Genomic DNA, 21,022 nt, shown 5'->3' on the forward strand with positions numbered 1-21,022 from the left:
GTCCCTACGGTCGCCTGCGCGTTGCACGTGGCCCATCAGCCGCGCATGAGCGCTTCGATCTCGTCGGCATCCACGGGCACGTCGCGCGTGAGCAGCGTGCAACCGCCGGCGGTCACGACCGCGTCGTCTTCGATGCGGATGCCGATGTTCCAGTAACGCTCGTCGATGTCCGGGCCGGGACGCACATAAATGCCCGGCTCGATGGTCATCACCATGTTGGCGGCCAGCGTGCGCCACGGACGCTCACCCTCCGGGCCGTCTTCGCGATACTCGCCGCAGTCGTGCACGTCCATGCCGATCCAGTGGCCGGTGCGGTGCATGTAGAAGCGGCTGTAGGACTTGTTGGCGATGACGTCGTCGAGGCTGCCCACGGTGTCGCGCTTGAGCAGGCCGGTGTCGAGCATGCCCTGTGCGAGCACGCGCACGGCAGCTTCGTGCGGCGCGTCGAAACGCACGCCGGCACGAGTCGCGTCGATGGCCGCCTGCTGCGATGCCAGCACGATGTCGTAAAGCTCGCGCTGTGCCGGCGTGAACTTGCCGTTGGCGGGGAACGTGCGTGTAATGTCCGACGCGTAGCCGTCGAGTTCGCATGCGGCATCGATGAGCACGAGGTCGCCATCGCGCAGTTCCGTGTCGCCTGCGCGGTAGTGCAGCACGGTCGCGTTAGCGCCCGTTGCGACGATCGAACCGTATGCGGGGAACTGGGAGCCGTGGCGGCGGAATTCGTACAGCAATTCCGCTTCGAGATGGTATTCGCGCAGTCCCACGCGCGACGCCTTCATCGCCCGCACGTGCGCATCGGCGGAAATCTTGCCGGCGCGCGCCATGATGTCGAGTTCGGTGCTGTCCTTGACCAGACGCATCTCGTCGAGAATCGTGCGGACGTCGCGGGCAACCGATGGCGCCGACACCCCTGTGCGGCTCTGGGCGCGCACGGCGCTCAGCCAATGACGCACCTGGCGGTCCTGTTGCGCCGAAGCGCCCAGCGCATAGAACAGGGCCGGTGCGTCGGCCAGCAGTTGGGGCAGACGCGTGTCGATCTCGTCGATGGGGTACGCGGCATCGAAGCCGAAGGTCTCACGCGCGGCTTCCGGACCGTAGCGGTAGCCGTCCCAGATCTCGCGCTCTTCATTCTTCGCGCGGCAGAACAAGATCGACTGCCCGGTGCGGCTGTCGAGCACGACAACCGCTTCGGGCTCCGTAAAGCCTGAGAGGTAATAGAAATAGCTGTCGTGACGATACGGGTAGTCGCTGTCGCGGTTGCGCGGCACCTCCGGCGCCGTGGGCAGAACGGCGACACCGCCACCGGCCTTGCGCATCTGTTCGATGACTCGCTCGCGGCGGGCACGGTACGGAGAATCAGACATCGCGGGCTCCATTTCGGGGAATTGGTTCGAATTCGGTCGTGAGGTCAGGGACGTCACGACCCGTTCAGGCGATTCTACTGCCGGGGACGAGGTCGTGCCGGGCGCAGACTTCGGCGTCGAGTGCGGCAAGCTGCGCCGGTGTGCCGACGTTTTCCCAAGCGCCGTCGAAGCGCTCGCCGCTCGCCTGCCCTGCGGCAATCGCGCGGCGATACAGCGGCGTGAGCGCCAGGCGGGTGCCGGGGGCAATGCCGTCGAACAGACGCAGGTCGTAAAGCGCGATGTTGCCGAACGTCAGCGGCACGGCGTTCGAAGGCGCATCGTCGGGCAATGAGAGGTGACCCGTCGCGTCGAGCGCAAAGTCGCCTTTCGGATGAAACGGCGGATTCGGGACCATCACGAGATGCATGCCGGGCTCGGTCTGCGTAGCAAGACGTGCCGCTTGCGGGCGAAGCGTGGCGTAGTCGTAGGCGGTGAAGATATCGCCCGATACGGCGAGAAACACGTTGCCGTCGCCTTCGAGCAATGCTCTGGCGTTCGCGATGCCGCCCGCCGTCTCCAGCGCTTCGGCTTCGGCGGAATACGCGAGACGCACGCCGAAGGCGCCGCCGTCGCCGAGCGTGGCTTCGATCTGCGCGCCCAGCCAGGCGTGATTGATGACGATGTCGGTGAAGCCCGCGCGGGCAAGCGCCTCGATCTGCCAGACGACGATCGGCTTGCCGCCGACGCTCAGCAGGGGCTTGGGAGTGGTATCCGTGAGCGGACGCATGCGCTCGCCGCGTCCCGCCGCGAAGATCATCGCCTTCATGCGGCAGACCTCAGAACGTGTAACCGACATCGACCTGCTGGCCGGTCAGTTCGTCGAGCAGCTTGGCGAGCGGACGCAGCGGCGCGTAGCGGTCGGCGACCTTGCGGGCGTAATCGATAAAGCGTGGCGTATCGGCGAGATAGCGCGGCTTGCCGTCGCGGTAGTTGATGCGCGCGAAGATGCCGAGCACCTTGAGGTGGCGTTGCAGCCCCATCCACTCGGCCTGACGGTAGAACTCGCCGAAATCCGCGTCGACCGGCAGACCGGCCTTGCGTGCGCGCTCCCAGTAATACGCCAGCCAGTCGAGCTGATGCTCCTCGTCCCAACTGAGGAAGGCGTCGCGCATGAGCGAAATGACGTCGTAAGTGAGCGGGCCGTAGACGGCATCCTGAAAATCGAGAATGCCCGGACCGGTCGTGCCCGGCAGACCCGGCATCAGGTTGCGCGGCATGTAGTCGCGATGCACGAACACCTTGGGCTGCGCGAGTGCGCTCTCGATGAGCAACTGGTTGATGCGATCGAGCGTGGCGCGCTGCGTGTCGCTCAGCGCCACCTTCAGATGCTTGCCGACGTACCAGTCCGGGAACAGGTCGAGTTCGCGCTGGAGCAGCGCCGTGTCGTAGGCCGGCAGCACCTCCGGACGCGAGCTTTTCTGCCAGACGATCAGTGCGTCGAGCGCGGCGCGCATGAGCGGGCGGGCGTTATCCTCGTTCAGCACGTCGAGATACGTCTCGCGTCCCAGATCCGTGAGTAGCAGGAAACCCTGCGCAAGATCCTCGGCCAGTACCTTCGGGGCTTGCAGGCCCGCTTCGGCCAGCAAACCGGCGATGTGCACGAACGGACGGCAATCTTCCTGCGGCGGCGGCGCGTCCATCACGATCAGGCTCGGATGCGCCGGATCGTGGCTGCCGATGCGGAAGTAGCGCCGGAAGCTCGCGTCTGCCGAAGCCGGGGCCCAGTTCGTCATGTCGAGCGAGAACGCGCCGGACACGCTGGAGAGCCAGTGGTGAAGGGCTTGCAGGCGGGGATCGGTGGTGTCGGCGAGGGCGCTGGAAGCGTTGGAAACACTCGCGGATGCGGTGGGGTGTGCTGTCATGATGGGGGCGGTAAACGTCTTGCCATATAATACCCGATCATGTTTTCCAGACGCCCTGTTTCTCGACCTCGATCGACCGTCCCGAATGTCCCGGCAAAGCCGTCTGGACAGGCGGGATTGGCTGCCCGCAAGCGGCGCCTCGATTGTCACGCTGTTTGCGTACATGCCGGATAAACAAGTCCATACGAATGAAGTCTCGTCGCTGCGGCGCATGATGCGCACGCGACGCAAGCCACTGGCGCTCCTGCTCTCCCTCCCGGGCGTGTGGTGTTCGCTCGCCGGTGCGCAGGAAGCTCCCCCTCCCGATATTGTCAAGAGCGACGGTCTCATGCTGAGAACGGTGCCGGCGCTCGTCGACAACCCGCTTGGAGACGGCAACGATGTGCCGATGTACGTGCGGGGCATGCATCTCTCCGGTCGGACCAATGTCGATGCGACGGTTGATGACGACGCGGAGGCGCGCAAGTACCGTTCGTTCGTGAAGGGCGACCGCCTGACCTACGATCAGGATACGGACGAGGTCGTGGCTCACGGCAACGCCCGTCTGTCGCAGGGCGGCAATCTGTTCACCGGCCCCGAAGCGCACATGTATACCGGCGCTGGGGACGGCTACATGCTCACCCCGACCTACCGGCTCGTCTCCGGCGGCGGCGGGAAGTCGGAGCGTGCGGATATCGAGGCGAACAACGTTGTCACGATGCAGCGCGGAACGTATTCCGGCTGCGCCACCTGTGCGGAAGACGGCAAGACCCCTGCGTGGTACATCAAGGCGTCGGAATTCGAGTTCGACCAGGAGCAGCAGGAAGGCACGGCGTACAACGGCATCCTGTTCTTCCAGGGCGTGCCGATTCTCGCCAGCCCGTATTTCTCGTTCCCGACGTCCAACGAGCGCCGCTCGGGCCTGCTGGCGCCAACGTTCTCGCAGTCCAGCCGGACAGGCTTCGAGCTGGCGACACCGTATTACTTCAATATCGCGCCGAATCGCGATTTGACGATCACGCCCCGCTTCATGACCAAGCGCGGCGTGATGCTCAATGGCGACTTCCGTTATCTGGAGCCAACCTACGCCGGGTTGTTCCACATCGAATATCTGCCGAAGGACCGTATTACGGGCGATGCCCGCTACACCTTCACCTGGCAGCATAGCCAGTCGCTCGGCTATGGCGTGAATGCTTACGTCAACTTCACCAAGGTCTCGGACGACACCTATCCGGACGATTTCGGCTCGGGCACGAACTTCCAGACCGGCGTGCAGCGCGTGTACAACCGGGAAGCCGGCCTGACGTGGAATTACGGCGACTGGTCGTTCCTCGCGCGCGTGCTGAAATACCAGACGCTCGCGCCCAGTACGCCCCAGTACGAATCGGTGCCGGAACTGTCCGCGACGTATAACAAGCTGGATTTACACGGCTTCGATTTCACGATGCCGATCCGGTACAACCGTTTCCAGATCGCCTCCTGGACGGGGCAACCGAATGGCGAGCGGATCTATGCGCAACCGACGCTGAGTTATCCGATTCTGACGCCCGGGTACTTCGTCGTTCCGAAGGTCATATTTAACGCGGCGTCGTACAACGTCGACTATCCGAACGGATCGATGATGCAGTCTTCGATCACGCGGACGTTGCCGACGTTCAGCGTCGATACGGGAATGACGTTCGAGCGTCCGCTGACGCTTTTCGGCATCGGTATGAAGCAGACGCTGGAGCCTCGTCTGTTCTATGTCTATACGCCGTATCGCAATCAAAGTTCGATTCCGATTTTCGACAGCGCCACGGCCGACTTCAACCTCGCGGAAATCTTCAGCGAGAACTCATTCATCGGCGTCGACCGCATTCAGGACGCGAACCGTGTCACGGCAGCGCTCACGTCGCGCCTGATCGACGCGGAAACCGGTGTGGAACGTGGGCGTATCTGGTACGCACAGCGTTACAACATTCAGCAGTCGCGCGTGACGATGCCGGGTGGGGTGCCGGAAGACGCTGGCGTATCCGACTTTCTGGTCGGTGGCTCGGCACTGCTGTATCGCAACCTCACCTTCAGCACGGCGGTGCAATACAGCCCGAGCACATCGCAGTTCAATCGGTCGGATGCCGGCATCACGTGGCGTCCGGGCGAGCGCAAGGTGTTCAATCTGTACTACCGCTATCTGCGCAATCCGCCGCCGGTCGTGGGACAAACCGCATTGACTGTCACGCCGATCAATCAGATCGAACTTTCCGGTCAGTGGCCGATCACACCGCGATTCGGCATCGTTGGCCGCCTGAACTACAGCATCACGGACAAGACGTTCATCGATGCCCTGGCGGGTTTCGAGTATGATGCCGACTGCTGGGCCTTCCGGGTGGGGCTCCAGCGCTACGCGACCAACGCTACGACGACGACCTCGCGCATCTTCGCGCAGTTGGAGTTGAAGGGCTTGACCAAGTCCGGCAACAGCGCCACAGAAGCCTTCAAGGTCGGGGTGCCGGGCTATCAACCGCCGCCGACGAACCAGATTCCTTCTCGATTCAGCAACTATGAATGACATGTTTGTGAAGCGTGCCTCGCTGTTAGCGGGTCTGTCGGGCTTGTGCCTTGCCGCCGGGGTGGCGATGGCTCAGCCGGCGCCGGTCAGCGCCAGAACGGCAGGCGCGCCCGCGTCGTCTGCACGTGCGGTCGATTCCATCGTCGCCGTGGTCAACGACAGCGTGATCACCCGCAAGGAACTCGACACGCGTATCGAGGAAGCCAAGCACCAACTGACGCTCGCCAAGCGCCCGATCCCGGATGCCGACTTGCTGCAACGTCAGGTGCTCGAACAGATGATCGTCACGCAGGTACAGCTCCAGCGTGCCAAGGAAGACGGTATCGTCGTGAAAGACGCCGACGTCGAGCAGGCATTGCAGCGTATCGCCGCCGACAACCGCCTGAGCGTCGATCAGTACAAGGCGCGTCTGTCGCAGGCCGGCGTGCCGTGGGACGCCTTCCGCAAGGAAGTGCGCGAGCAGATCACCATGGCGCGTCTGCGCGATCGCGAGGTCGACAGTCAGGTGCAGGTGAGCGACTCGGAAATCAATTCGTATCTCGCCGCACAGCGCGGCGCGACCGCCACACCGACGGAAACGGAATACCGCCTGAGCGAGATTCTGGTGAAGCTGCCGGACGGCGCAACGCCCGATCAGGTCAATGCAGCCCAGAAAAAGGCGGCCGAAGCGCTCGACAAGGCGAAGGCCGGTGGTGACTTCGCCGCACTCGCCAAGCAGTACTCGGATGCCTCCGATGCTGCGAACGGCGGCGACATGGGCTTCCGCATTCCCGAACGTATTCCCGATCTGTACCTGAATCAGGTTCAGAAGCTGCAAGCGGGCACGGTCGTGCCGCAGGTGCTTCGCAGCAACAACGGTTTTCACGTCATCAAGCTGGTCGAAACCCGCAAGCAGGGTGGCGATCAGGGCATGACCGTGCCGCAGATCCATGCCCGTCACATCCTGATTCCGGTGGGCGACGGCGTTTCGGAAGAGGCAGCACGCAAGAAGCTGCTCGATCTGAAGGCGAAGATCGAAGCGGGGCAACTCGACTTTGCCGTGGCAGCGCGCGAGAACTCGAAGGACGGCTCGGCGTCGCAAGGCGGCGATCTCGGCTGGATTTCGCCGGGTGAGACGGTGCCTGCATTCGAGCGTGCCATGTCGGAACTCAAGGACGGTCAGATCAGTGATCCGGTGCGCTCGGAGTATGGTTACCACCTGATTCAGGTGCTGGGCCATCGCGAGTCGCAAGTCTCCGGCGATCAGGAGCGCAACCTTGCCATGCAGGAACTGCGTGGACGCAAGGCTGAGCAGCAATACCGCGACTGGTTGCAACAACTGCGCGACAGCGCTTACGTCGACTACCGTCTGAGCAGCGCGCAGCAGTAAGCGCCGCGTGAGACGTTCCTCGACTCCATTCTCTTTTCAGGCATGACTTCGGACCGGTCCTTCGTTCTCGCCATCACCACGGGTGAACCGGCGGGCGTCGGGCCGGAGTTGACGGTGCAGGCGCTCGTGAAGTGCCTTGCCGTCCCGGAGGCTTCCGCCGCTTTCCCGGCTTCCTCGCCGGTTTCCTCCCCGTCTGACGCTTTGCTCGCCCGATGCCGGTTTGCCGTGCTCGGCGATGCCTCGTTGCTCGCCGCGCGGGCGCAGGCCGTGGGGCTGGGCGACGCCTGGCAGACCTTGCTCGCCGATGGCCGTGTGCGCGTCGTGCATCACCCGCTTGCGGTGCCGGTCACGCCGGGGCAACTCGACGCCGCCAACGGCCGCTATGTGCTGGCGTTGCTCGACGACGCCATCGACGGTGCCATGGCCGGTGCCTACGATGCCGTGGTCACGGCGCCGCTGCAAAAGAGCACGATCAACGATTGCGGCGTTGCCTTCACCGGACACACCGAGTATCTCGCCGAGCGTACGGGCACGCCGCGCGTGGTGATGATGCTCGCCGGGGGCGGGCTGCGCGTCGCGCTGGCCACCACGCACCTGCCGCTGGCGCAGGTGCCCGGTGCGATCCGTCGCGACGAACTGCTGCAAACGCTCGTCATCCTCAATCAGGACCTGATGCGCCATTTCGGCGTGACACGTCCGCGCATTCTCGTGACCGGCCTCAACCCGCATGCGGGGGAGTCGGGCTATCTCGGGCGCGAGGAGATCGACGTCATCAGCCCGGCGCTGGACGATGCGCATGCCGTCGGCATCGACGCGCGTGGCCCGTATCCGGCCGATACGCTGTTTCAGCCGCGTCATCTCGAAGGTGCCGACGCCGTGCTCGCCATGTACCACGATCAGGGCTTGCCGGTACTCAAGTACGCCAGCTTTGGCGCCGGCGTCAATATCACGCTGGGCTTGCCGATCATCCGCACGTCGGTCGATCATGGCACCGCGCTCGATCTCGCAGGCACGGGGCAGGCCGAAAGCGGCAGCCTTCTGGAAGCATTGCGCACCGCCGCGACGATGGCGGCCAATGCCGCAACACACGCACAACTGACTGCCGGTGCGAGCGGCGACCCGCACGCCGTCCCACCGCGGTCATAAGGAATTTCACATGAGTAGCGCATCGAAGCGCACGGGCGTCCAACAGGGCCACGTGGCGCGCAAACGTTTTGGTCAGAACTTTCTCGTCGACATGGGCGTGATCAACGCGATCGTGAGCGCGATCTCGCCGCGCACCGACGACCTGATGGTCGAAATCGGACCGGGTCTCGGCGCGCTGACGACGCCGCTGACCGAATGGCTCGCGCATCTGCATGTGGTCGAGCTCGACCGCGATCTGGTCACGCGCCTCACGCGCAAGTTCGGTGAGCGCGTGAGCGTTCATGCGGGCGACGCGCTCGACTTCGACTTCGGCTCGCTCGTCCCGGCCGATCGTCGTGACGAAGCGCCGCTGCGCATCGTCGGCAACTTGCCGTACAACATCTCCAGCCCGCTGTTGTTCCATCTCATGCGCTACGCCACGCTCGTGCGCGATCAGCATTTCATGTTGCAGGACGAAGTGGTCGAACGCATGGTAGCGCCGGCGGGCTCGAGCAACTACAGCCGTCTGTCGGTCATGCTTCAGTATCGCTACTGGATGGACAAGGTGCTGGATGTGCCGCCCGACGCGTTCAATCCGCCGCCGAAGGTCGATTCGGCCGTGGTGCGGATGATTCCGCGTGCGGTGGCCGATTTGCCGCAGGTCGATCTGGACGTGTTCGAAGCGGTCGTTGCACAGGCGTTTTCGCAGCGTCGCAAGATGCTGCGTAACACGCTGCACAGCTACCGGGATCGCGTGGATTTCGACGCGCTCGGTTTCGACCTCACGCGTCGCGCCGAAGATGTGCCGGTCGACGAGTACGTGAATCTCGCACGCGCCATCAGCGGCGCCGGTTCACAAGGCTGATCCCGACGAAGACGAGCACGACGGCGCCGCCGAAGCGCCAGCCGACCGACTCGCCGAGAATCAGCACGCCGAACGTCACGCCGAAGAGCGGGCTCAGGAACGAGAACGACGCGAGGCGGGCGGCGCTGTAACGCGTGAGCAGCCAGAACCAGATCAGATAGCTCGCAAACGCCACGCCAATGGACTGATAGACGAGACTGATCCACGTGGTGGTCGTCATCGGTCCGATGGCGACATTCCCGGTCGCCAGCGCCAGCAGGCACAGCAGCACGGCCGAGACCGCGAGCTGATACAGCAGTGTCTTCGACGGCGCGGCCGTTGCCAGCCGCGACGCCCGTACCACTACCGTCGTCATCCCCCAGAAAATGCCCGCGAGGATCGCCAGCAGATCCCCGGGCCAGGTCTTCGCGATATCCGCGCTGCTGCCGTCCGAGAACGCGACCACGATGCCGCAGAACGCGATGGCCATGCCCAGCCATTGCGCCGGTCGCAGCCGCTCGCTCGGCACGGTCCAGTGCAGCCCGATGGCGGTAAAGCACGGCGCCGAGTACAGGAAGACCGCCATGCGCGAGGCGGTGGTGTGGGTGAGCCCGACGAAGATGCAGAGGAATTCGAGCGAGAACAGCACGCCGGCGAGGATGCCGGCGGGCAGGGTGCCGTCGCCGGTGATCAGGCGCTGACGCCGCCACACCATCCATCCGCCAACGAGCAGCGTGGCAATGACGGAGCGCAGGCCCGCCTGCAAGACGGCCGGCACGACCGGTACGGCGAGTTTGACGGCGACCTGCTGGCCGCCCCAGATCATGCACAGGCCCAGCATGATCGCGAGTGCGGTGGCGTCGACCGGACGCGGCGTGGTTTTCATGGAATTGGTTCGGATGACGATGTATCGCGCGTGCGGCGCGCAGTGCCGACCATTGTCACCGATCCTGATATGGCACGCATGATTCTGGTGCTGTCAGTGCGGGTAATCTCGTCCGTCGTTCGGTTTTTGCTGGGGTATTGTTGTGCCAATCGGCACAATGTCTCCCCGAATCTCCGGTTTATTCGCACCGAACGCGTCGCTACAATCCTCCGCGAGGCGATGTTTTCCCCTCGATTTCGTCTCTCATCACCCGCTGTATTCAGCGATTCAGCATCAGATCAGCATTGAAGCGTATGTACAAGAAAGGCTCAGCCGTCGAATTGCAGTTTTCTCCGTCACGACTCAACGACGGCGCTGGCGATCCGTTCTGGATCGACCTCACCCGGGAAGAAGCGCAGGCATTGCGCGATGCACTGCAAAGGCATCTGGCGCACGCCGTCGATGACGCCTCGGGAACCGATGCGCCGCTGACGTTCTCGCTGCTCGATCCCCAGGTGTCGCCAGTCGCAGAGGTGACACGCGCGGACGCTGCCGCAACGCGGTCTGATGACATCGAGACGCCGCCGGCGCTCGCGTCGCGTCAATGGGTCTGCGTGATATGCGGATGGATTTACGACGAGGCGACGGGCTACCCTGAAGACGGCATTGCACCGGGCACGCGCTGGGAGGATGTGCCGCAAGACTGGCGTTGCCCGCTGTGCGACGTGGGGAAAGACGATTTCGCGATGGTAGAGTTCTGAGGCGTCGCGCAGGATACGCGCGATCACCGACGTTGCAAACGACACGGCCGCCCGGGCAGGGCGGCCGTTTTCACGTCGGCGGCATCGGCAACACTCGACGCCGCCGGTGCGGCAAGTCTATCGGCTCGACAGTGGGACGTGTCCCAGTCGGCTGGCCGACCGGGGCTGTCTTACAGAGCGCCCTTGCTCGAGTGCTTCTGGATCAGTTCGATCTTGTAGCCGTCCGGATCTTCGACGAAGGCGATGACCGTGGTGCCGCCCTTGACCGGACCGGCTTCACGCGAGATCTTGCCGCCGGCAGCGCGAATCGTATCGCAGGCGAGGTAAGCGTCTTCGACTTCGATGGCCAGATGGCCGAACGCGGTGCCGATTTCGTACTTTTCCACGCCCCAGTTGTACGTCAGTTCGAGCACGGTGTTCTCCGACTCGGAACCGTAGCCGACGAACGCCAGCGTGTACTTGTACTCAGGGTTCTCGCTCTGACGCAGCAGTTGCATGCCGAGCACGCGCGTGTAGAAATCGATCGAGCGCTGCAGGTCGCCGACGCGCAGCATGGTATGGAGTATTCGCATGGTGTTTTCAGTGTGGGGACAACGAAAACTCAATTGTACCCGTCGCCATGAAAATGAACATCATTCATGTTGCGTTGAGCGATTTTTAATTTGAAAAGCGAGAGATTGCGATATTTGCGTGCCGTCGCCCGCTCAGAATTCCGGCAGCCACTCGGGCGCGTGTGATTTGAGCGTGTCGCGCGCCGCCTCGAATTCCGGGAAGATCGACGCCACGGCCTGCCAGAAGCGGGGGCCGTGGTTCATCTCCTTCAAGTGCGCCAGTTCGTGTGCCACGACGTAATCGATCACCCCGAGCGGGAAGTGGATCAGACGCCAGTTCAGGCGAATGCGTCCGTCGGCGCTGCAACTGCCCCAGCGCGTGGTCGCAGACGACAGCCCCAGCGCCGTGTAGCGCACGCCAAGACGCTCGCCGTAGACCTCCAGCCGCGTGGTGAAGAGCTTGCGGGCTTCCTGTTGCAGCCAGCCTTGCACGCGGTCGCGCATCTGCTCGGGCGCGGCCTGCGGCGGCAGATCGAGCCACAGCGTGTGGGTATGGATGTCGTATTGCGCGGCACCGGCGCGTCCGCCCAGACGCACGGTCAGCGTATGGCCGAGGTACGGCAGCGTCGCGCCGTCGACCCACGTCACGCGGGGAATCACCCGTCGCGCCGCGCGTTCGCGAAACTCGGCGATCTTGCTGAAGATCCAGCGCTTCTTCTCGACGACAGCGGCTTCGACATCGGCGATCGTGACCCAGCGCGGCGCCGTCACGGCCAGTCCCGATTCGTCGATCATGAAGCCGATAGTGCGGCGTGAGGAGCGCTTGAACCGGTAGTAGAGGGCGTGGCCGTCGAGCATGATGACGCGCTCGCCCGGGGCCGGTGCGCGTCGCGGACCACTGCCTGGCGAAGTCGTGAGATTCGTGTCGGCGGCGGCCGTGGTCGTCGCGGCAGCGTTCGTGCTTACCGGGGTGACCGGCGGGGCAGACGCCGCAGGGGCATCCGTGGCGACGCCGTTGGCTTCGGCGGCGGGGCTACCGAACAAGTCGAGTTCCATCTGGGGTGCCGGGGTCTCATGCCGGTTGCGGCTGTCGCGTGCGTTGCCGGTCTGGCGAGGGTCGCGAGTGGCAGGTTGGGCTTTCGACATGAGACGGTCTCGCGTATTGCGCAGTCAGGTCCGGGGCTTCACGTCGGAGGCCTCTGAAGCGTCTCCTGCGTCGGAAGCGCCAGCCCTCGGTTTCGACGTATAGGCCGCCGGGTCGATCCGTATCATCTCGCGTTCGATCCACTCGGCGACGTCGGCATTGACGGCTTCGGCGGTGCGGCCTGCCGTCTCGATGACCGGTCCGATGGAGATGATCACTTCGCCGGGAAACTTCAAGAACGAGTTGCGCGGCCAGACACGTCCGGCATTGTGCGCGATGGGCACGACCGGCGTGCCGGTCGCCGTCGCCAGACGCGCACCGCCCGACTTGTACTTGTTGCGCGAACCGGTCTTCGTGCGCGTGCCTTCCGGGAACATGATGATCCAGTTCCCTTCGGCCAGTCGATCACGCCCTTGCTTGACGACCGAGGCGAACGCATCGGTGCCCTTGCGTCGATCGATGTGGATCATGCTCAGCAGACCCAGCGCCCAGCCGAAGAAGGGCACGTAAAGCAGTTCACGTTTGAAGACGAAGCACAGCGGACGCGGCATCAGGGCCGGCAGCGCCACCGTCTCCCAGGCGGACTGATGCTTCGAGAGCAGGATCACCGGCGTCGTCGGCAGGTTCTCCCAGCCGATCACGCGGTACCGCATGCCGCAGAGCTTGTCGCCCACACGCGTGACCACCTTGCACCAGCCCACCGCGAACCAGTAGCGCTGATGGCGCGTCAGGAACGGGAACGACACGATGCACGCGATGGCATACGGAATCGTCCAGACGATCTGGAAGATGAAGAAGAGAATCGAGCGAAGTTGCTGCATGGGTGTCGGGTCTGAGTCGGGCGTCGCGGCGTTCGTCGTTGCGGTTGGCGTGGCGTTTGTCTTGATGGGCTCGCTGGCGCGCTCAGGCGTCTTCGTCGGCGAGCAGATCGTTGACGAAAGCCGCGAGACTATCGTGCACGCGCGTGCCGTCGGGCAGATTGCCTGCGGCGAGTGTCTTCTTGCCTTTGCCGGTGAGGACCAGATGCGGTTGTGCGCCCACGGCGGCGGCGGCCTGAAGATCGCGCAACGAGTCGCCCACGGCCGGCACGCCGGTCAGATCGACTTCGTAGCGACGCGCAATTTCCTGGAACAGGCCGGGCTTCGGCTTGCGGCAATCGCAGGCGTCGACCGAGGTATGCGGACAGAAGAACACGGCGTCGATGCGTCCGCCGGCGGCAGCCGCCAGCTTCGACATCTTCGCGTGCATGGCACCGAGCGTCGCCATGTCGAAAAGACCGCGCCCCACCCCCGACTGGTTCGTCGCCACGACCACGCGGTAGCCGGCCTGATTGAGCCGGCCGATGGCCTCGAGACTGCCGGGCAGCGGCACCCACTCATCCGTCGACTTGATGAATTGATCCGAGTCGACGTTGATGACGCCGTCCCGGTCGAGAATCACGAGTTTGCGGGCGGCGGGGCCGGGGGTGCGATCTTTGCGCGAATCCATGAGTAGCTCAGTTGACTCGTTGGAACATCACGCGGCGAGCTTCGAGAGATCAGCCACGCGGTTCATCTGGAAGTGCAGGTTCTTGAGCAACGCGAGGCGGTTGTTGCGCAGTGCCTCCTCGTCGGCCATCACCATCACGTCGTTGAAGAAGGCGTCGACCGCATCGCGCAGTTCTGCCAGCGCCGAGAGCGCTTGCGCGTACTCGCGTGCCTCGAACTTCTGCTCCACGGCCGGCGTCACCTTTTCAAGCGCAGCCGCCAGGGCCTTCTCGGCCGGCTCCAGCAGCAGGTCCGGCGAGATCGTGCCGTCTGCGGGCGGGGCCGTCTTCTTCAGGATGTTGCCGATACGCTTGTTCGCCGCGGCGAGCGCTTCGGCTTGCGGCAGCGCCGAGAAGGCACGCACGGCGTCCAGACGCTCGATCAGATCGCCCAGATACTTCGGCTGATCGGCCAGCACGGCTTCGATCTCGTTCGCGGCGTAGCCTTGCTCACGCAGATAGCCGCGCAGACGGTCGAGCACGAACTGGTAGACGTCGCTCAGATACGCGGAATCGGCCACACCCGTCGTGAATTGCTTGTACGTGACGTGCAGCAGTTCCGGCAGCATGGCCGGCAGACGCTTCTCGATGAGCATGCGCACGATACCGAGCGCATGACGACGCAGTGCGAACGGGTCTTTCTCACCCGTCGGTTGCAGGCCGATGCCCCAGATGCCCACGAGCGTTTCGAGCTTGTCGGCCAGCGCCACGACGGTGCCGGTCTGGCTGGCGGGCAGGGCGTCGCCGGCGAAGCGCGGCTGATAGTGTTCCGAGCAGGCGAGCGCGACGTCGGCGTCTTCGCCGTCGTGACGCGCGTAGTACGTGCCCATCGTGCCTTGCAGTTCCGGGAACTCGCCGACCATGTCGGTCAGCAGGTCGGCCTTGGCGAGCAGCGCGCCGCGCTCGGCGAGCTTCACGCCGTTCGCGTCGGCGCCGATCATGTGCGCGATCGCGCCGGCGAGCTTCACCAGACGCTGCGTGCGCTCGAACTGCGAGCCCAGCTTGTTGTGATAGACGACGTTCGCGAGCAGCGGCACACGATCGGCGAGCGGCTTCTTCTTGTCCTGCTCGAAGAAGAACTTCGCATCGGCCAGACGCGGGCGCACCACGCGCTCGTTACCCGTCACGATTTGCTCGGGCTGGCTCGTCTCGATGTTGGAGACGATCAGGAAGCGGTTCGTCAGACGGCCGCCGTCGGCGAGCGGCTTGTCGGTGAGCGCGAAGTATTTCTGGTTCGTCTGCATCGTGAGAATCAGACATTCCTGCGGCACGGCCAGGAATTCCTTCTCGAAATGGCAGGCGTAGATTGCGGGCCATTCGACGAGGGCGGTCACTTCGTCGAGCAGCGAATCGGGCATCACCACGTGATCGCTGCCGGCGGCGGCGAGCAGACGCTCGCGAATCGCGTCGCGACGGCCGGCGAAGCTGGCGACGATCTTGCCTTCGGTTTCCAGCGTGGCGGCGTAGGCGTCGGCGTTCGCCACCGTGACCTCACCCTTCGACAGGAAGCGGTGGCCTTGCGTCTTGTTGCCGGAGGCGAGGCCGATGGCCGTCGCCGGCACGATCGTGTCGCCGAGCAGGGCGATCAGACCATGCACCGGGCGCACGAACTGCACCGTCTCGCCATCGGGACGCTGATAGCTCATCACCTTCGGAATCGGCAGCTTGCCGAGCGTTTCGTCGAGCGAGGCTTGCAGCGCGTCGGCCAGTTGGGCGCCGGCGGCGGTGTAGGTGTGGAAGAAGGCTTCGGCCTTGCCATCCATGGCGCGCTCCAGGCTTGCGACCGGCAGGTCGGCGAAGCCCATTGCGGCGAGTTTCTTCGCGAGCGGCGGCGTGGGGTTGCCGTTGGCGTCGAGCGCGACGGACACCGGCAGGACCTTGGCGCGAATGGTGGCGTCCGGGGCACGATCGAGCACGTTCGTGATCGACACGGCCAGACGGCGCGGCGTGGCGAACGGCGTGATCACGCTCGCTTCGGTCACGAGGCCGCGCGAGCGCAGGCCGTTGGCGATACCGTCGGCAAACGCGTCACCGAGACGCGCCAGTGCCTTCGGCGGCAGTTCTTCGGTCAGCAGTTCGACCAGCAGGGTGCGTTGTGCGGTGCTCATCATGCGGCTTGCGTTTGAGTTTTTGCGGCGGGGGCGTTCAGCATCGGGAAGCCGAGCTTTTCGCGCGAAGCGTAGTAGGCCTGTGCGATCAGACGCGACAGCGCGCGGATACGGCCGATGTACGCCGCACGCTCGGTCACCGAAATGGCGCCGCGCGCGTCGAGCAGGTTGAAGGTGTGTGCGGCCTTGAGAATCATCTCGTAGGCGGGCAGCGCCAGTTCGGCTTCGATCAGACGCTTCGCTTCGCTCTCGTAGTTGTCGAAGAAGCTGAAGAGCATCGGCTGGTTCGAGTGCTCGAAGTTATACGTCGACTGCTCGACTTCGTTCTGATGGAACACGTCGCCATACGTCAGGCGGCGCTTGACCGGGCCGTCGACCGTTTGCTCTTCCCATTCCGTCCACACGAGGTCGTAGACGTTCTCGACCTGTTGCAGATACATGGCCAGACGCTCGATGCCGTACGTGATCTCGCCGAGCACCGGCTTGCAGTCGAGGCCGCCGACTTGCTGGAAGTAGGTGAACTGCGTGACTTCCATGCCGTTGAGCCAGACTTCCCAGCCCAGACCCCAGGCGCCGAGCGTGGGATTTTCCCAGTCGTCTTCGACGAAGCGCACGTCGTTTTCGGTCAGGTCGAGGCCGAGCGCGCGCAGCGAGCCCAGGTACAGGTCGAGGATGTTTTCCGGGGCCGGCTTGAGCACCACCTGATACTGGTAGTAGTGCTGCATGCGGTTCGGATTCTCACCGTAACGGCCATCCTTGGGACGGCGCGACGGCTGCACATAGGCGGCACGCCACGGCTCCGGGCCGATCGCGCGCAGGAACGTGGCAGTGTGCGAGGTACCGGCGCCGACCTCCATGTCGTAAGGCTGGAGCAACGCACAGCCTTGCTTGTCCCAGTAATCCTGCAACGTCAGGATGACTTGTTGAAAGGTAAGCATGATGAATTCGCGCGGACGAACAGGAAAATATGCGGATTTTGCGCAGTCTTCCGGCCCGGCCGCGAGCGCGGCCGAAAGACTAAAACGTTGAATTTTAGCGGGAATTCGACCCGCGCGGGGCGCTGATGGCCCCGGGATGTTACGACGGGGAGATTTTCACATCCCCCGATGTCGTTTCAATGGGTGGCGCTGGCGCGCCGATGCCCGGATCGCCGCTCAGCGCGCGCGGCGCGTCATGGCCAGACCGAGGCCGAGTGCGACGAGGGCGAGCACCAGTGCGGGCACGTTGCCGAAGCGCACGTACGGGGTGAGGCCGCTGTACGGTTGTACGTTGCCGGTGAGCGCACCCACGGTCATGGCGGGCAGACGTCCCTGCACCTTGCCGTGCGCGTCGATGATGGCGGTAGCGCCCGTGTTCGTCGCCCGCAGCATCGGACGCCCCGTCTCCAGCGTGCGCATCCGGGCGATCTGCAAATGCTGGTCGAGCGCGATGGTGTCGCCGAACCACGCCAGATTGGTCGAGTTCGCCAGCACCGTGGCCGGTTCCGGCATGTTGCGCAGCGCCTGCGCGATTTCCTCGCCGAACAAGTCCTCGTAGCAGATGTTGAGCGCCACGCGCTGATCCCGGATCGGGAAGCCGCCAGGCGTTGCCGTGCCACGCAGGAAGTCACCCAGCGGGATGTGCATCATGTCGACGAACCAGCGAAAACCCCACGGCACGAATTCGCCGAAGGGCACGAGGTGGTGCTTGTCGTAGCGATAAAGTGTCTGGTCGCGCGGCGTCACGCCGAACAGGCTGTTGGTGAGATCGGTCGGGCCGCGATCGGTGATCGTGGCGCCGACCGCGCCCAGCACCACATGCGAGCCGGTACGGTCCACGAATTCGCGAATCGGCGTGGCGACCTCGGGCGGAATGCCTTGCAGCAGCACCGGAAACGCGGTCTCCGGCGTGATGATGAGGTCGGCCGGCGCGGCCACGATCATGTCGCGGTACATCGCCATCGCGTGATCGATGCCCGCGCGCTCGAATTTCATGTCTTGCGGCACATTGCCTTGCAGCAGACGTACCGAGAGCGGTTTGCCCGACGGCGTCGTCCATGCGTGACGCGCCAGTCCCGCGCCCACGCCCATCAATGCGAGTACGCCCACGACCGCCACGAGGCGTCGCATCGCGCGTGTCGTCGCCATAACGGGGACCAGTGCGCGGGCGAGCCACGCTGCGGCGAGCGCCGCAAGGCCGGAGATTCCGTACACGCCGAGCAGCGGCGCGAAGCCTGCGAGCGGGCCGTCGACATGCGCGTAACCGGGTGAGAGCCAGGGAAAACCGGTGAAGACGGTGCCGCGCAGCCATTCGGCGAGCGTCCAGGCGCCGGCGAATGCGAACACGCGCCACGCGCCGCTCGCCGTGACCGAGCGCGTGACGAACGCGGCGAGCGCGGGATAGATCGCGAGGTAGATCGAGAACAGCACGACGGCGGCGCCGGCCATGACGCCGGGCATACCGCCGTAAGTGTGCATGCTGATGTAGAGCCACCAGATGCCGGAGACGAACGACGTGAGCCCGAAACTGCCGCCCAGCCAGAGCGCATGACGTCGCGAGGCGCTGCGCTCGACGAGCGCAAACAGACCTGCCATCGCGAGCAGTTGCAGCCACCAGAGATCGCGCGGGGCGAAGGCCAGGGTTTGCGCGATACCGGCCAGACCGGCGAGCACTCGGGCACGCCAGGCCGGCCACGAGCGCCGCTCGGGCGCGTGGACGGTCATTTCCTGCATGGATCGATGAATTGGAGTTACTCGGCTTCGATGGCCGGTGCCGGTTCCACGCGCCGCAACAGCAGCATGTGAACCTGACGGCCGTCGGCGCGCAGCACTTCGAACACGAGATTGCCGATGCGCATACGCTCACCCCGGCGCGGCACGCGGCCGAACTGGTGCGTGATCATACCGCCGATCGTGTCGTTCTCGTCATCGTGGAACTGGGTGCCGAACGCTTCGTTGAACTGCTCGATTTCCGTGAGCGCGCGAATGCGATATGTCCCGTCGGGCGCGGCGATGATGTTGTCTTCTTCTTCATCGAAGTCGTACTCGTCCTCGATGTCGCCGACGATCTGTTCGAGCACGTCTTCGATCGTGATGAGACCGGCCACGCCGCCGTATTCGTCCACGACGATGGCGATGTGATTGCGATTGACGCGGAAGTCGTGCAGCAGCACGTTCAGACGCTTCGACTCCGGAATGAACACGGCCGGGCGCAGCATGTCGCGCACGTCGAAATCGTGATTCGCGTAGTAACGCAACAGATCCTTGGCGAGCAGAATGCCGATGATGTTGTCGCGATTGCCTTCATAGACCGGATAGCGCGAGTGCGCCTGTTCCAGTACGAACGGCATGAATTCTTCGGGGGTCTGTTCGATGTTGATGGCGTCCATCTGCGCGCGCGGCACCATGATGTCGCGGGCGCACAGATCGGCCACCTGGAATACGCCCTCGATCATCGCCAGAGAATCGGCGTCCATCAGGTTGCGGGCGTGGGCGTCTTGCAGAATTTCGAGCAACTCTGCGCGCGACTCCGGCTCCGGGGAAATCAGATCGGTGAGGCGTTCGAGCAGAGAGCGAGGTTTTTCGGTGTTTTTTCGACCGGGTCGACTGGGATAAGGGTCGTTCATGACGGCGCGTCCAAGTTGGGCGGACGCCGAGCTGTTACAGGAAGCTCAAGGATACACCAGATGTGCGGCATCTCCGCGTCAGGAGGTGCGTGGTATGGCGTCGCTCGGGCGTGCTGCGCCGTTGCGCATATTTCAGGACGTTTCCGTCGCCCGCTCGCGACAATCCGGGGGCTTATTTTGCACCGCAGCGGTGCAGCAATGCCTCGAGCGCGGGGTCGGGCATGCCCGCTTCGCGCAGCGCCTTGACGGTCCGGGCAACGTAATCGTGCGTGGTGCCGTAGCGTCCCTGCGCCTGATCGAAGACCTGCCGGACGATGTCGTCGGACAGGCGTCCGGCGTAGCTCACGGCTTCGCGCCGCATGACGAAGGCCAGCCCCGGCTTGGCGCGGCCGTCCGCCAGTTGGCAATTCAGCCACATCGGACGGTACGAGCCCATGGCCATTTCGCGATACCAGAGCGTTTCGAGTTCGGTGCGCGCATGACGCGCGGCCAGCCGCATGGCTACGCCGGCGCACGAGCCGCCCCGGTCCAGCGCCAGCACCAGCCCCGGTTGCTCTGGCGTGCCGCGATTGACGCGCGACCACAGATACAGCCCCCGGTGATAGCCATGCACGCGTGCGTGATGGCTTTCTTCGACGGGCATGCCGGGATTCCAGATGAGTGAGCCGTACGCGAAGATCCACAGATCCTCGCGGCCGTCCCAGTCGACGAGTGCGGCGTCGAGCGACTGGCTCATTTCCTCCTGCGTCAGATGACGGGAGGCGCCGAGGTCCGGCGGATAACGCGTGCATCCCGGGCCGCTCGACGTGCTGGTCTGCGCGCTGTCGCTGGCGTCAGGGGCGTCCGGTCGGTCGGGAATGCGGTCCATAGGGCGTATTGGGGGGCTCAAGGGGCTTAGCGGGCTGTGGGCAGGGGCTCGGTCAGGTGCGACGGGCTTTTGCCGCCGACTTCTCCGATGCATACGGATCGGCGTAACCGAGACCGGCGAGAATCTCCGTCTCCAGGCTTTCCATCTCCTGCGCTTCGTCGTCTTCCTCGTGATCGTAGCCTTGCGCGTGCAGTACGCCATGCACGATCAGGTGCGCGTAATGCGCTTCGAGCGAGATGCCTTGCTCGTTTGCCTCGCGCTCGACCACCGGGCAACACAGCACGATGTCGCCCGTGACCGGATCGCTTTCGTCCTGCGCGTAGGCGAACGTCAGCACATTGGTCGCGTAGTCCTTGCCGCGATAGCCGCGATTGAGTGTCTGACCTTCGTCGGCGTCGACGAAGCGCAGCGTCAGTTCGGCGTCGGCGAGCAGCGCGGCCTGCACCCAGCGGCGCACGGCGGT

General features: G+C 64.4%; 19 protein-coding genes. 5 read left to right on the forward strand and 14 right to left on the reverse strand.

All coding sequences use genetic code 11. From position 1 onward, the window contains the following. Positions 1–35 precede the first annotated feature (35 nt). The 3 genes from A9762_RS05425 to A9762_RS05435 all read right to left on the reverse strand — a co-directional run bounded on the left by A9762_RS05425 (position 36) and on the right by A9762_RS05435 (position 3,268). Complete coding sequence (locus A9762_RS05425; protein WP_083253655.1) at positions 36–1,367, reverse strand: aminopeptidase P N-terminal domain-containing protein; 1,332 nt, start codon at positions 1,365–1,367, stop codon at positions 36–38. Between the two features lie 64 nt (positions 1,368–1,431). Beyond that, positions 1,432–2,172 carry an N-acetylmuramate alpha-1-phosphate uridylyltransferase MurU gene (gene murU, locus A9762_RS05430; protein WP_069341009.1) on the reverse strand — a complete coding sequence of 247 codons (741 nt, stop codon included), beginning with the start codon at positions 2,170–2,172 and terminating at the stop codon, positions 1,432–1,434. Between the two features lie 10 nt (positions 2,173–2,182). After that, a complete protein-coding gene (locus tag A9762_RS05435; RefSeq protein WP_083253656.1) occupies positions 2,183–3,268 on the reverse strand; it encodes an aminoglycoside phosphotransferase family protein in 1,086 nt (361 codons plus the stop codon). An 85-nt stretch (positions 3,269–3,353) separates the two neighbouring features. Between A9762_RS05435 and A9762_RS05440 the strand changes: the two genes are divergently transcribed. From A9762_RS05440 to rsmA, 4 genes are read left to right on the forward strand one after another with little or no spacing between them, the layout of a single operon-like run. Beyond that, positions 3,354–5,795: an LPS-assembly protein LptD gene (locus tag A9762_RS05440; RefSeq protein ID WP_170836185.1), complete on the forward strand. Its 2,442-nt coding sequence runs from the start codon at positions 3,354–3,356 to the stop codon at positions 5,793–5,795. Further along, positions 5,788–7,164 (forward strand): peptidylprolyl isomerase, encoded by a 1,377-nt coding sequence (locus tag A9762_RS05445; protein WP_083253658.1) that lies wholly within the window; start codon positions 5,788–5,790, stop codon positions 7,162–7,164. Before A9762_RS05440 ends, A9762_RS05445 begins: the two co-directional genes overlap by 8 nt. A 42-nt stretch (positions 7,165–7,206) precedes the next feature. Then, complete coding sequence (pdxA, locus tag A9762_RS05450) at positions 7,207–8,310, forward strand: 4-hydroxythreonine-4-phosphate dehydrogenase PdxA (protein ID WP_069341011.1); 1,104 nt, start codon at positions 7,207–7,209, stop codon at positions 8,308–8,310. A gap of 10 nt (positions 8,311–8,320) precedes the next feature. Then, on the forward strand, positions 8,321–9,154 hold the full coding sequence (rsmA, locus tag A9762_RS05455; RefSeq protein WP_069341012.1) for a 16S rRNA (adenine(1518)-N(6)/adenine(1519)-N(6))-dimethyltransferase RsmA: 834 nt from the start codon (positions 8,321–8,323) through the stop codon (positions 9,152–9,154). On the opposite strand, the gene A9762_RS05460 is transcribed toward rsmA, so the two are convergent. After that, positions 9,129–10,019: a DMT family transporter gene (locus A9762_RS05460; protein ID WP_069341013.1), complete on the reverse strand. Its 891-nt coding sequence runs from the start codon at positions 10,017–10,019 to the stop codon at positions 9,129–9,131. The genes rsmA and A9762_RS05460 overlap by 26 nt on opposite strands. Before the next feature lie 293 nt (positions 10,020–10,312). On the opposite strand from A9762_RS05460, the gene A9762_RS29320 reads away from it, so the two are divergent. Continuing rightward, positions 10,313–10,759 carry a rubredoxin gene (locus A9762_RS29320; RefSeq protein WP_083253659.1) on the forward strand — a complete coding sequence of 149 codons (447 nt, stop codon included), beginning with the start codon at positions 10,313–10,315 and terminating at the stop codon, positions 10,757–10,759. Positions 10,760–10,929: 170 nt separating this feature from the next. Here the strand turns inward: A9762_RS29320 and gloA are convergent, their stop codons facing one another. The 10 genes from gloA to ybeY form a co-directional block, all read right to left on the reverse strand. Further along, the gene (gene gloA / locus A9762_RS05470; protein ID WP_069341014.1) at positions 10,930–11,331 is read right to left on the reverse strand and encodes a lactoylglutathione lyase; all 402 of its coding nucleotides are present in this window, start codon (positions 11,329–11,331) and stop codon (positions 10,930–10,932) included. 132 nt (positions 11,332–11,463) lie between these two features. Then, complete coding sequence (locus tag A9762_RS05475; RefSeq protein ID WP_069341015.1) at positions 11,464–12,366, reverse strand: M48 family metallopeptidase; 903 nt, start codon at positions 12,364–12,366, stop codon at positions 11,464–11,466. A 114-nt stretch (positions 12,367–12,480) separates the two neighbouring features. Further along, complete coding sequence (locus A9762_RS05480) at positions 12,481–13,275, reverse strand: 1-acyl-sn-glycerol-3-phosphate acyltransferase (RefSeq protein ID WP_069341016.1); 795 nt, start codon at positions 13,273–13,275, stop codon at positions 12,481–12,483. A gap of 82 nt (positions 13,276–13,357) precedes the next feature. Beyond that, positions 13,358–13,942 carry a D-glycero-beta-D-manno-heptose 1,7-bisphosphate 7-phosphatase gene (gene gmhB, locus A9762_RS05485; RefSeq protein WP_069341017.1) on the reverse strand — a complete coding sequence of 195 codons (585 nt, stop codon included), beginning with the start codon at positions 13,940–13,942 and terminating at the stop codon, positions 13,358–13,360. 27 nt (positions 13,943–13,969) lie between these two features. Further along, positions 13,970–16,090 (reverse strand): glycine--tRNA ligase subunit beta, encoded by a 2,121-nt coding sequence (gene glyS / locus A9762_RS05490; RefSeq protein ID WP_069341018.1) that lies wholly within the window; start codon positions 16,088–16,090, stop codon positions 13,970–13,972. Further along, a complete protein-coding gene (gene glyQ / locus A9762_RS05495; protein ID WP_069341019.1) occupies positions 16,087–17,025 on the reverse strand; it encodes a glycine--tRNA ligase subunit alpha in 939 nt (312 codons plus the stop codon). The genes glyS and glyQ overlap by 4 nt, the downstream gene beginning before the upstream one ends. 216 nt (positions 17,026–17,241) lie before the next feature. Next, on the reverse strand, positions 17,242–18,798 hold the full coding sequence (gene lnt, locus A9762_RS05500; RefSeq protein WP_083253660.1) for an apolipoprotein N-acyltransferase: 1,557 nt from the start codon (positions 18,796–18,798) through the stop codon (positions 17,242–17,244). A gap of 17 nt (positions 18,799–18,815) precedes the next feature. Next, positions 18,816–19,691: an HlyC/CorC family transporter gene (locus A9762_RS05505; RefSeq protein ID WP_069341020.1), complete on the reverse strand. Its 876-nt coding sequence runs from the start codon at positions 19,689–19,691 to the stop codon at positions 18,816–18,818. Positions 19,692–19,863: 172 nt separating this feature from the next. Next, the gene (locus A9762_RS05510) at positions 19,864–20,559 is read right to left on the reverse strand and encodes a gamma-glutamylcyclotransferase (RefSeq protein ID WP_083253661.1); all 696 of its coding nucleotides are present in this window, start codon (positions 20,557–20,559) and stop codon (positions 19,864–19,866) included. Between the two features lie 52 nt (positions 20,560–20,611). After that, a partial coding sequence (gene ybeY, locus A9762_RS05515) for an rRNA maturation RNase YbeY (protein ID WP_069341021.1) occupies positions 20,612–21,022 on the reverse strand: 411 nt, incomplete at its 5' end.

Source organism: Pandoraea sp. ISTKB (assembly GCF_001721285.1).
Taxonomy (GTDB): domain Bacteria; phylum Pseudomonadota; class Gammaproteobacteria; order Burkholderiales; family Burkholderiaceae; genus Pandoraea; species Pandoraea capi.

Coding starts and splice junctions, on each gene's coding strand:
- A9762_RS05425 (WP_083253655.1), bottom strand. CDS start 1,367: ATGTCTGATTCTCCGTACCGTGCCCGCCGCGAGCGAGTCATCGAACAG.
- murU (WP_069341009.1), bottom strand. CDS start 2,172: ATGAAGGCGATGATCTTCGCGGCGGGACGCGGCGAGCGCATGCGTCCG.
- A9762_RS05435 (WP_083253656.1), bottom strand. CDS start 3,268: ATGACAGCACACCCCACCGCATCCGCGAGTGTTTCCAACGCTTCCAGC.
- A9762_RS05440 (WP_170836185.1), top strand. CDS start 3,354: ATGTCCCGGCAAAGCCGTCTGGACAGGCGGGATTGGCTGCCCGCAAGC.
- A9762_RS05445 (WP_083253658.1), top strand. CDS start 5,788: ATGAATGACATGTTTGTGAAGCGTGCCTCGCTGTTAGCGGGTCTGTCG.
- pdxA (WP_069341011.1), top strand. CDS start 7,207: ATGACTTCGGACCGGTCCTTCGTTCTCGCCATCACCACGGGTGAACCG.
- rsmA (WP_069341012.1), top strand. CDS start 8,321: ATGAGTAGCGCATCGAAGCGCACGGGCGTCCAACAGGGCCACGTGGCG.
- A9762_RS05460 (WP_069341013.1), bottom strand. CDS start 10,019: ATGAAAACCACGCCGCGTCCGGTCGACGCCACCGCACTCGCGATCATG.
- A9762_RS29320 (WP_083253659.1), top strand. CDS start 10,313: ATGTACAAGAAAGGCTCAGCCGTCGAATTGCAGTTTTCTCCGTCACGA.
- gloA (WP_069341014.1), bottom strand. CDS start 11,331: ATGCGAATACTCCATACCATGCTGCGCGTCGGCGACCTGCAGCGCTCG.
- A9762_RS05475 (WP_069341015.1), bottom strand. CDS start 12,366: ATGGAACTCGACTTGTTCGGTAGCCCCGCCGCCGAAGCCAACGGCGTC.
- A9762_RS05480 (WP_069341016.1), bottom strand. CDS start 13,275: ATGCAGCAACTTCGCTCGATTCTCTTCTTCATCTTCCAGATCGTCTGG.
- gmhB (WP_069341017.1), bottom strand. CDS start 13,942: ATGGATTCGCGCAAAGATCGCACCCCCGGCCCCGCCGCCCGCAAACTC.
- glyS (WP_069341018.1), bottom strand. CDS start 16,090: ATGATGAGCACCGCACAACGCACCCTGCTGGTCGAACTGCTGACCGAA.
- glyQ (WP_069341019.1), bottom strand. CDS start 17,025: ATGCTTACCTTTCAACAAGTCATCCTGACGTTGCAGGATTACTGGGAC.
- lnt (WP_083253660.1), bottom strand. CDS start 18,798: ATGCAGGAAATGACCGTCCACGCGCCCGAGCGGCGCTCGTGGCCGGCC.
- A9762_RS05505 (WP_069341020.1), bottom strand. CDS start 19,691: ATGAACGACCCTTATCCCAGTCGACCCGGTCGAAAAAACACCGAAAAA.
- A9762_RS05510 (WP_083253661.1), bottom strand. CDS start 20,559: ATGGACCGCATTCCCGACCGACCGGACGCCCCTGACGCCAGCGACAGC.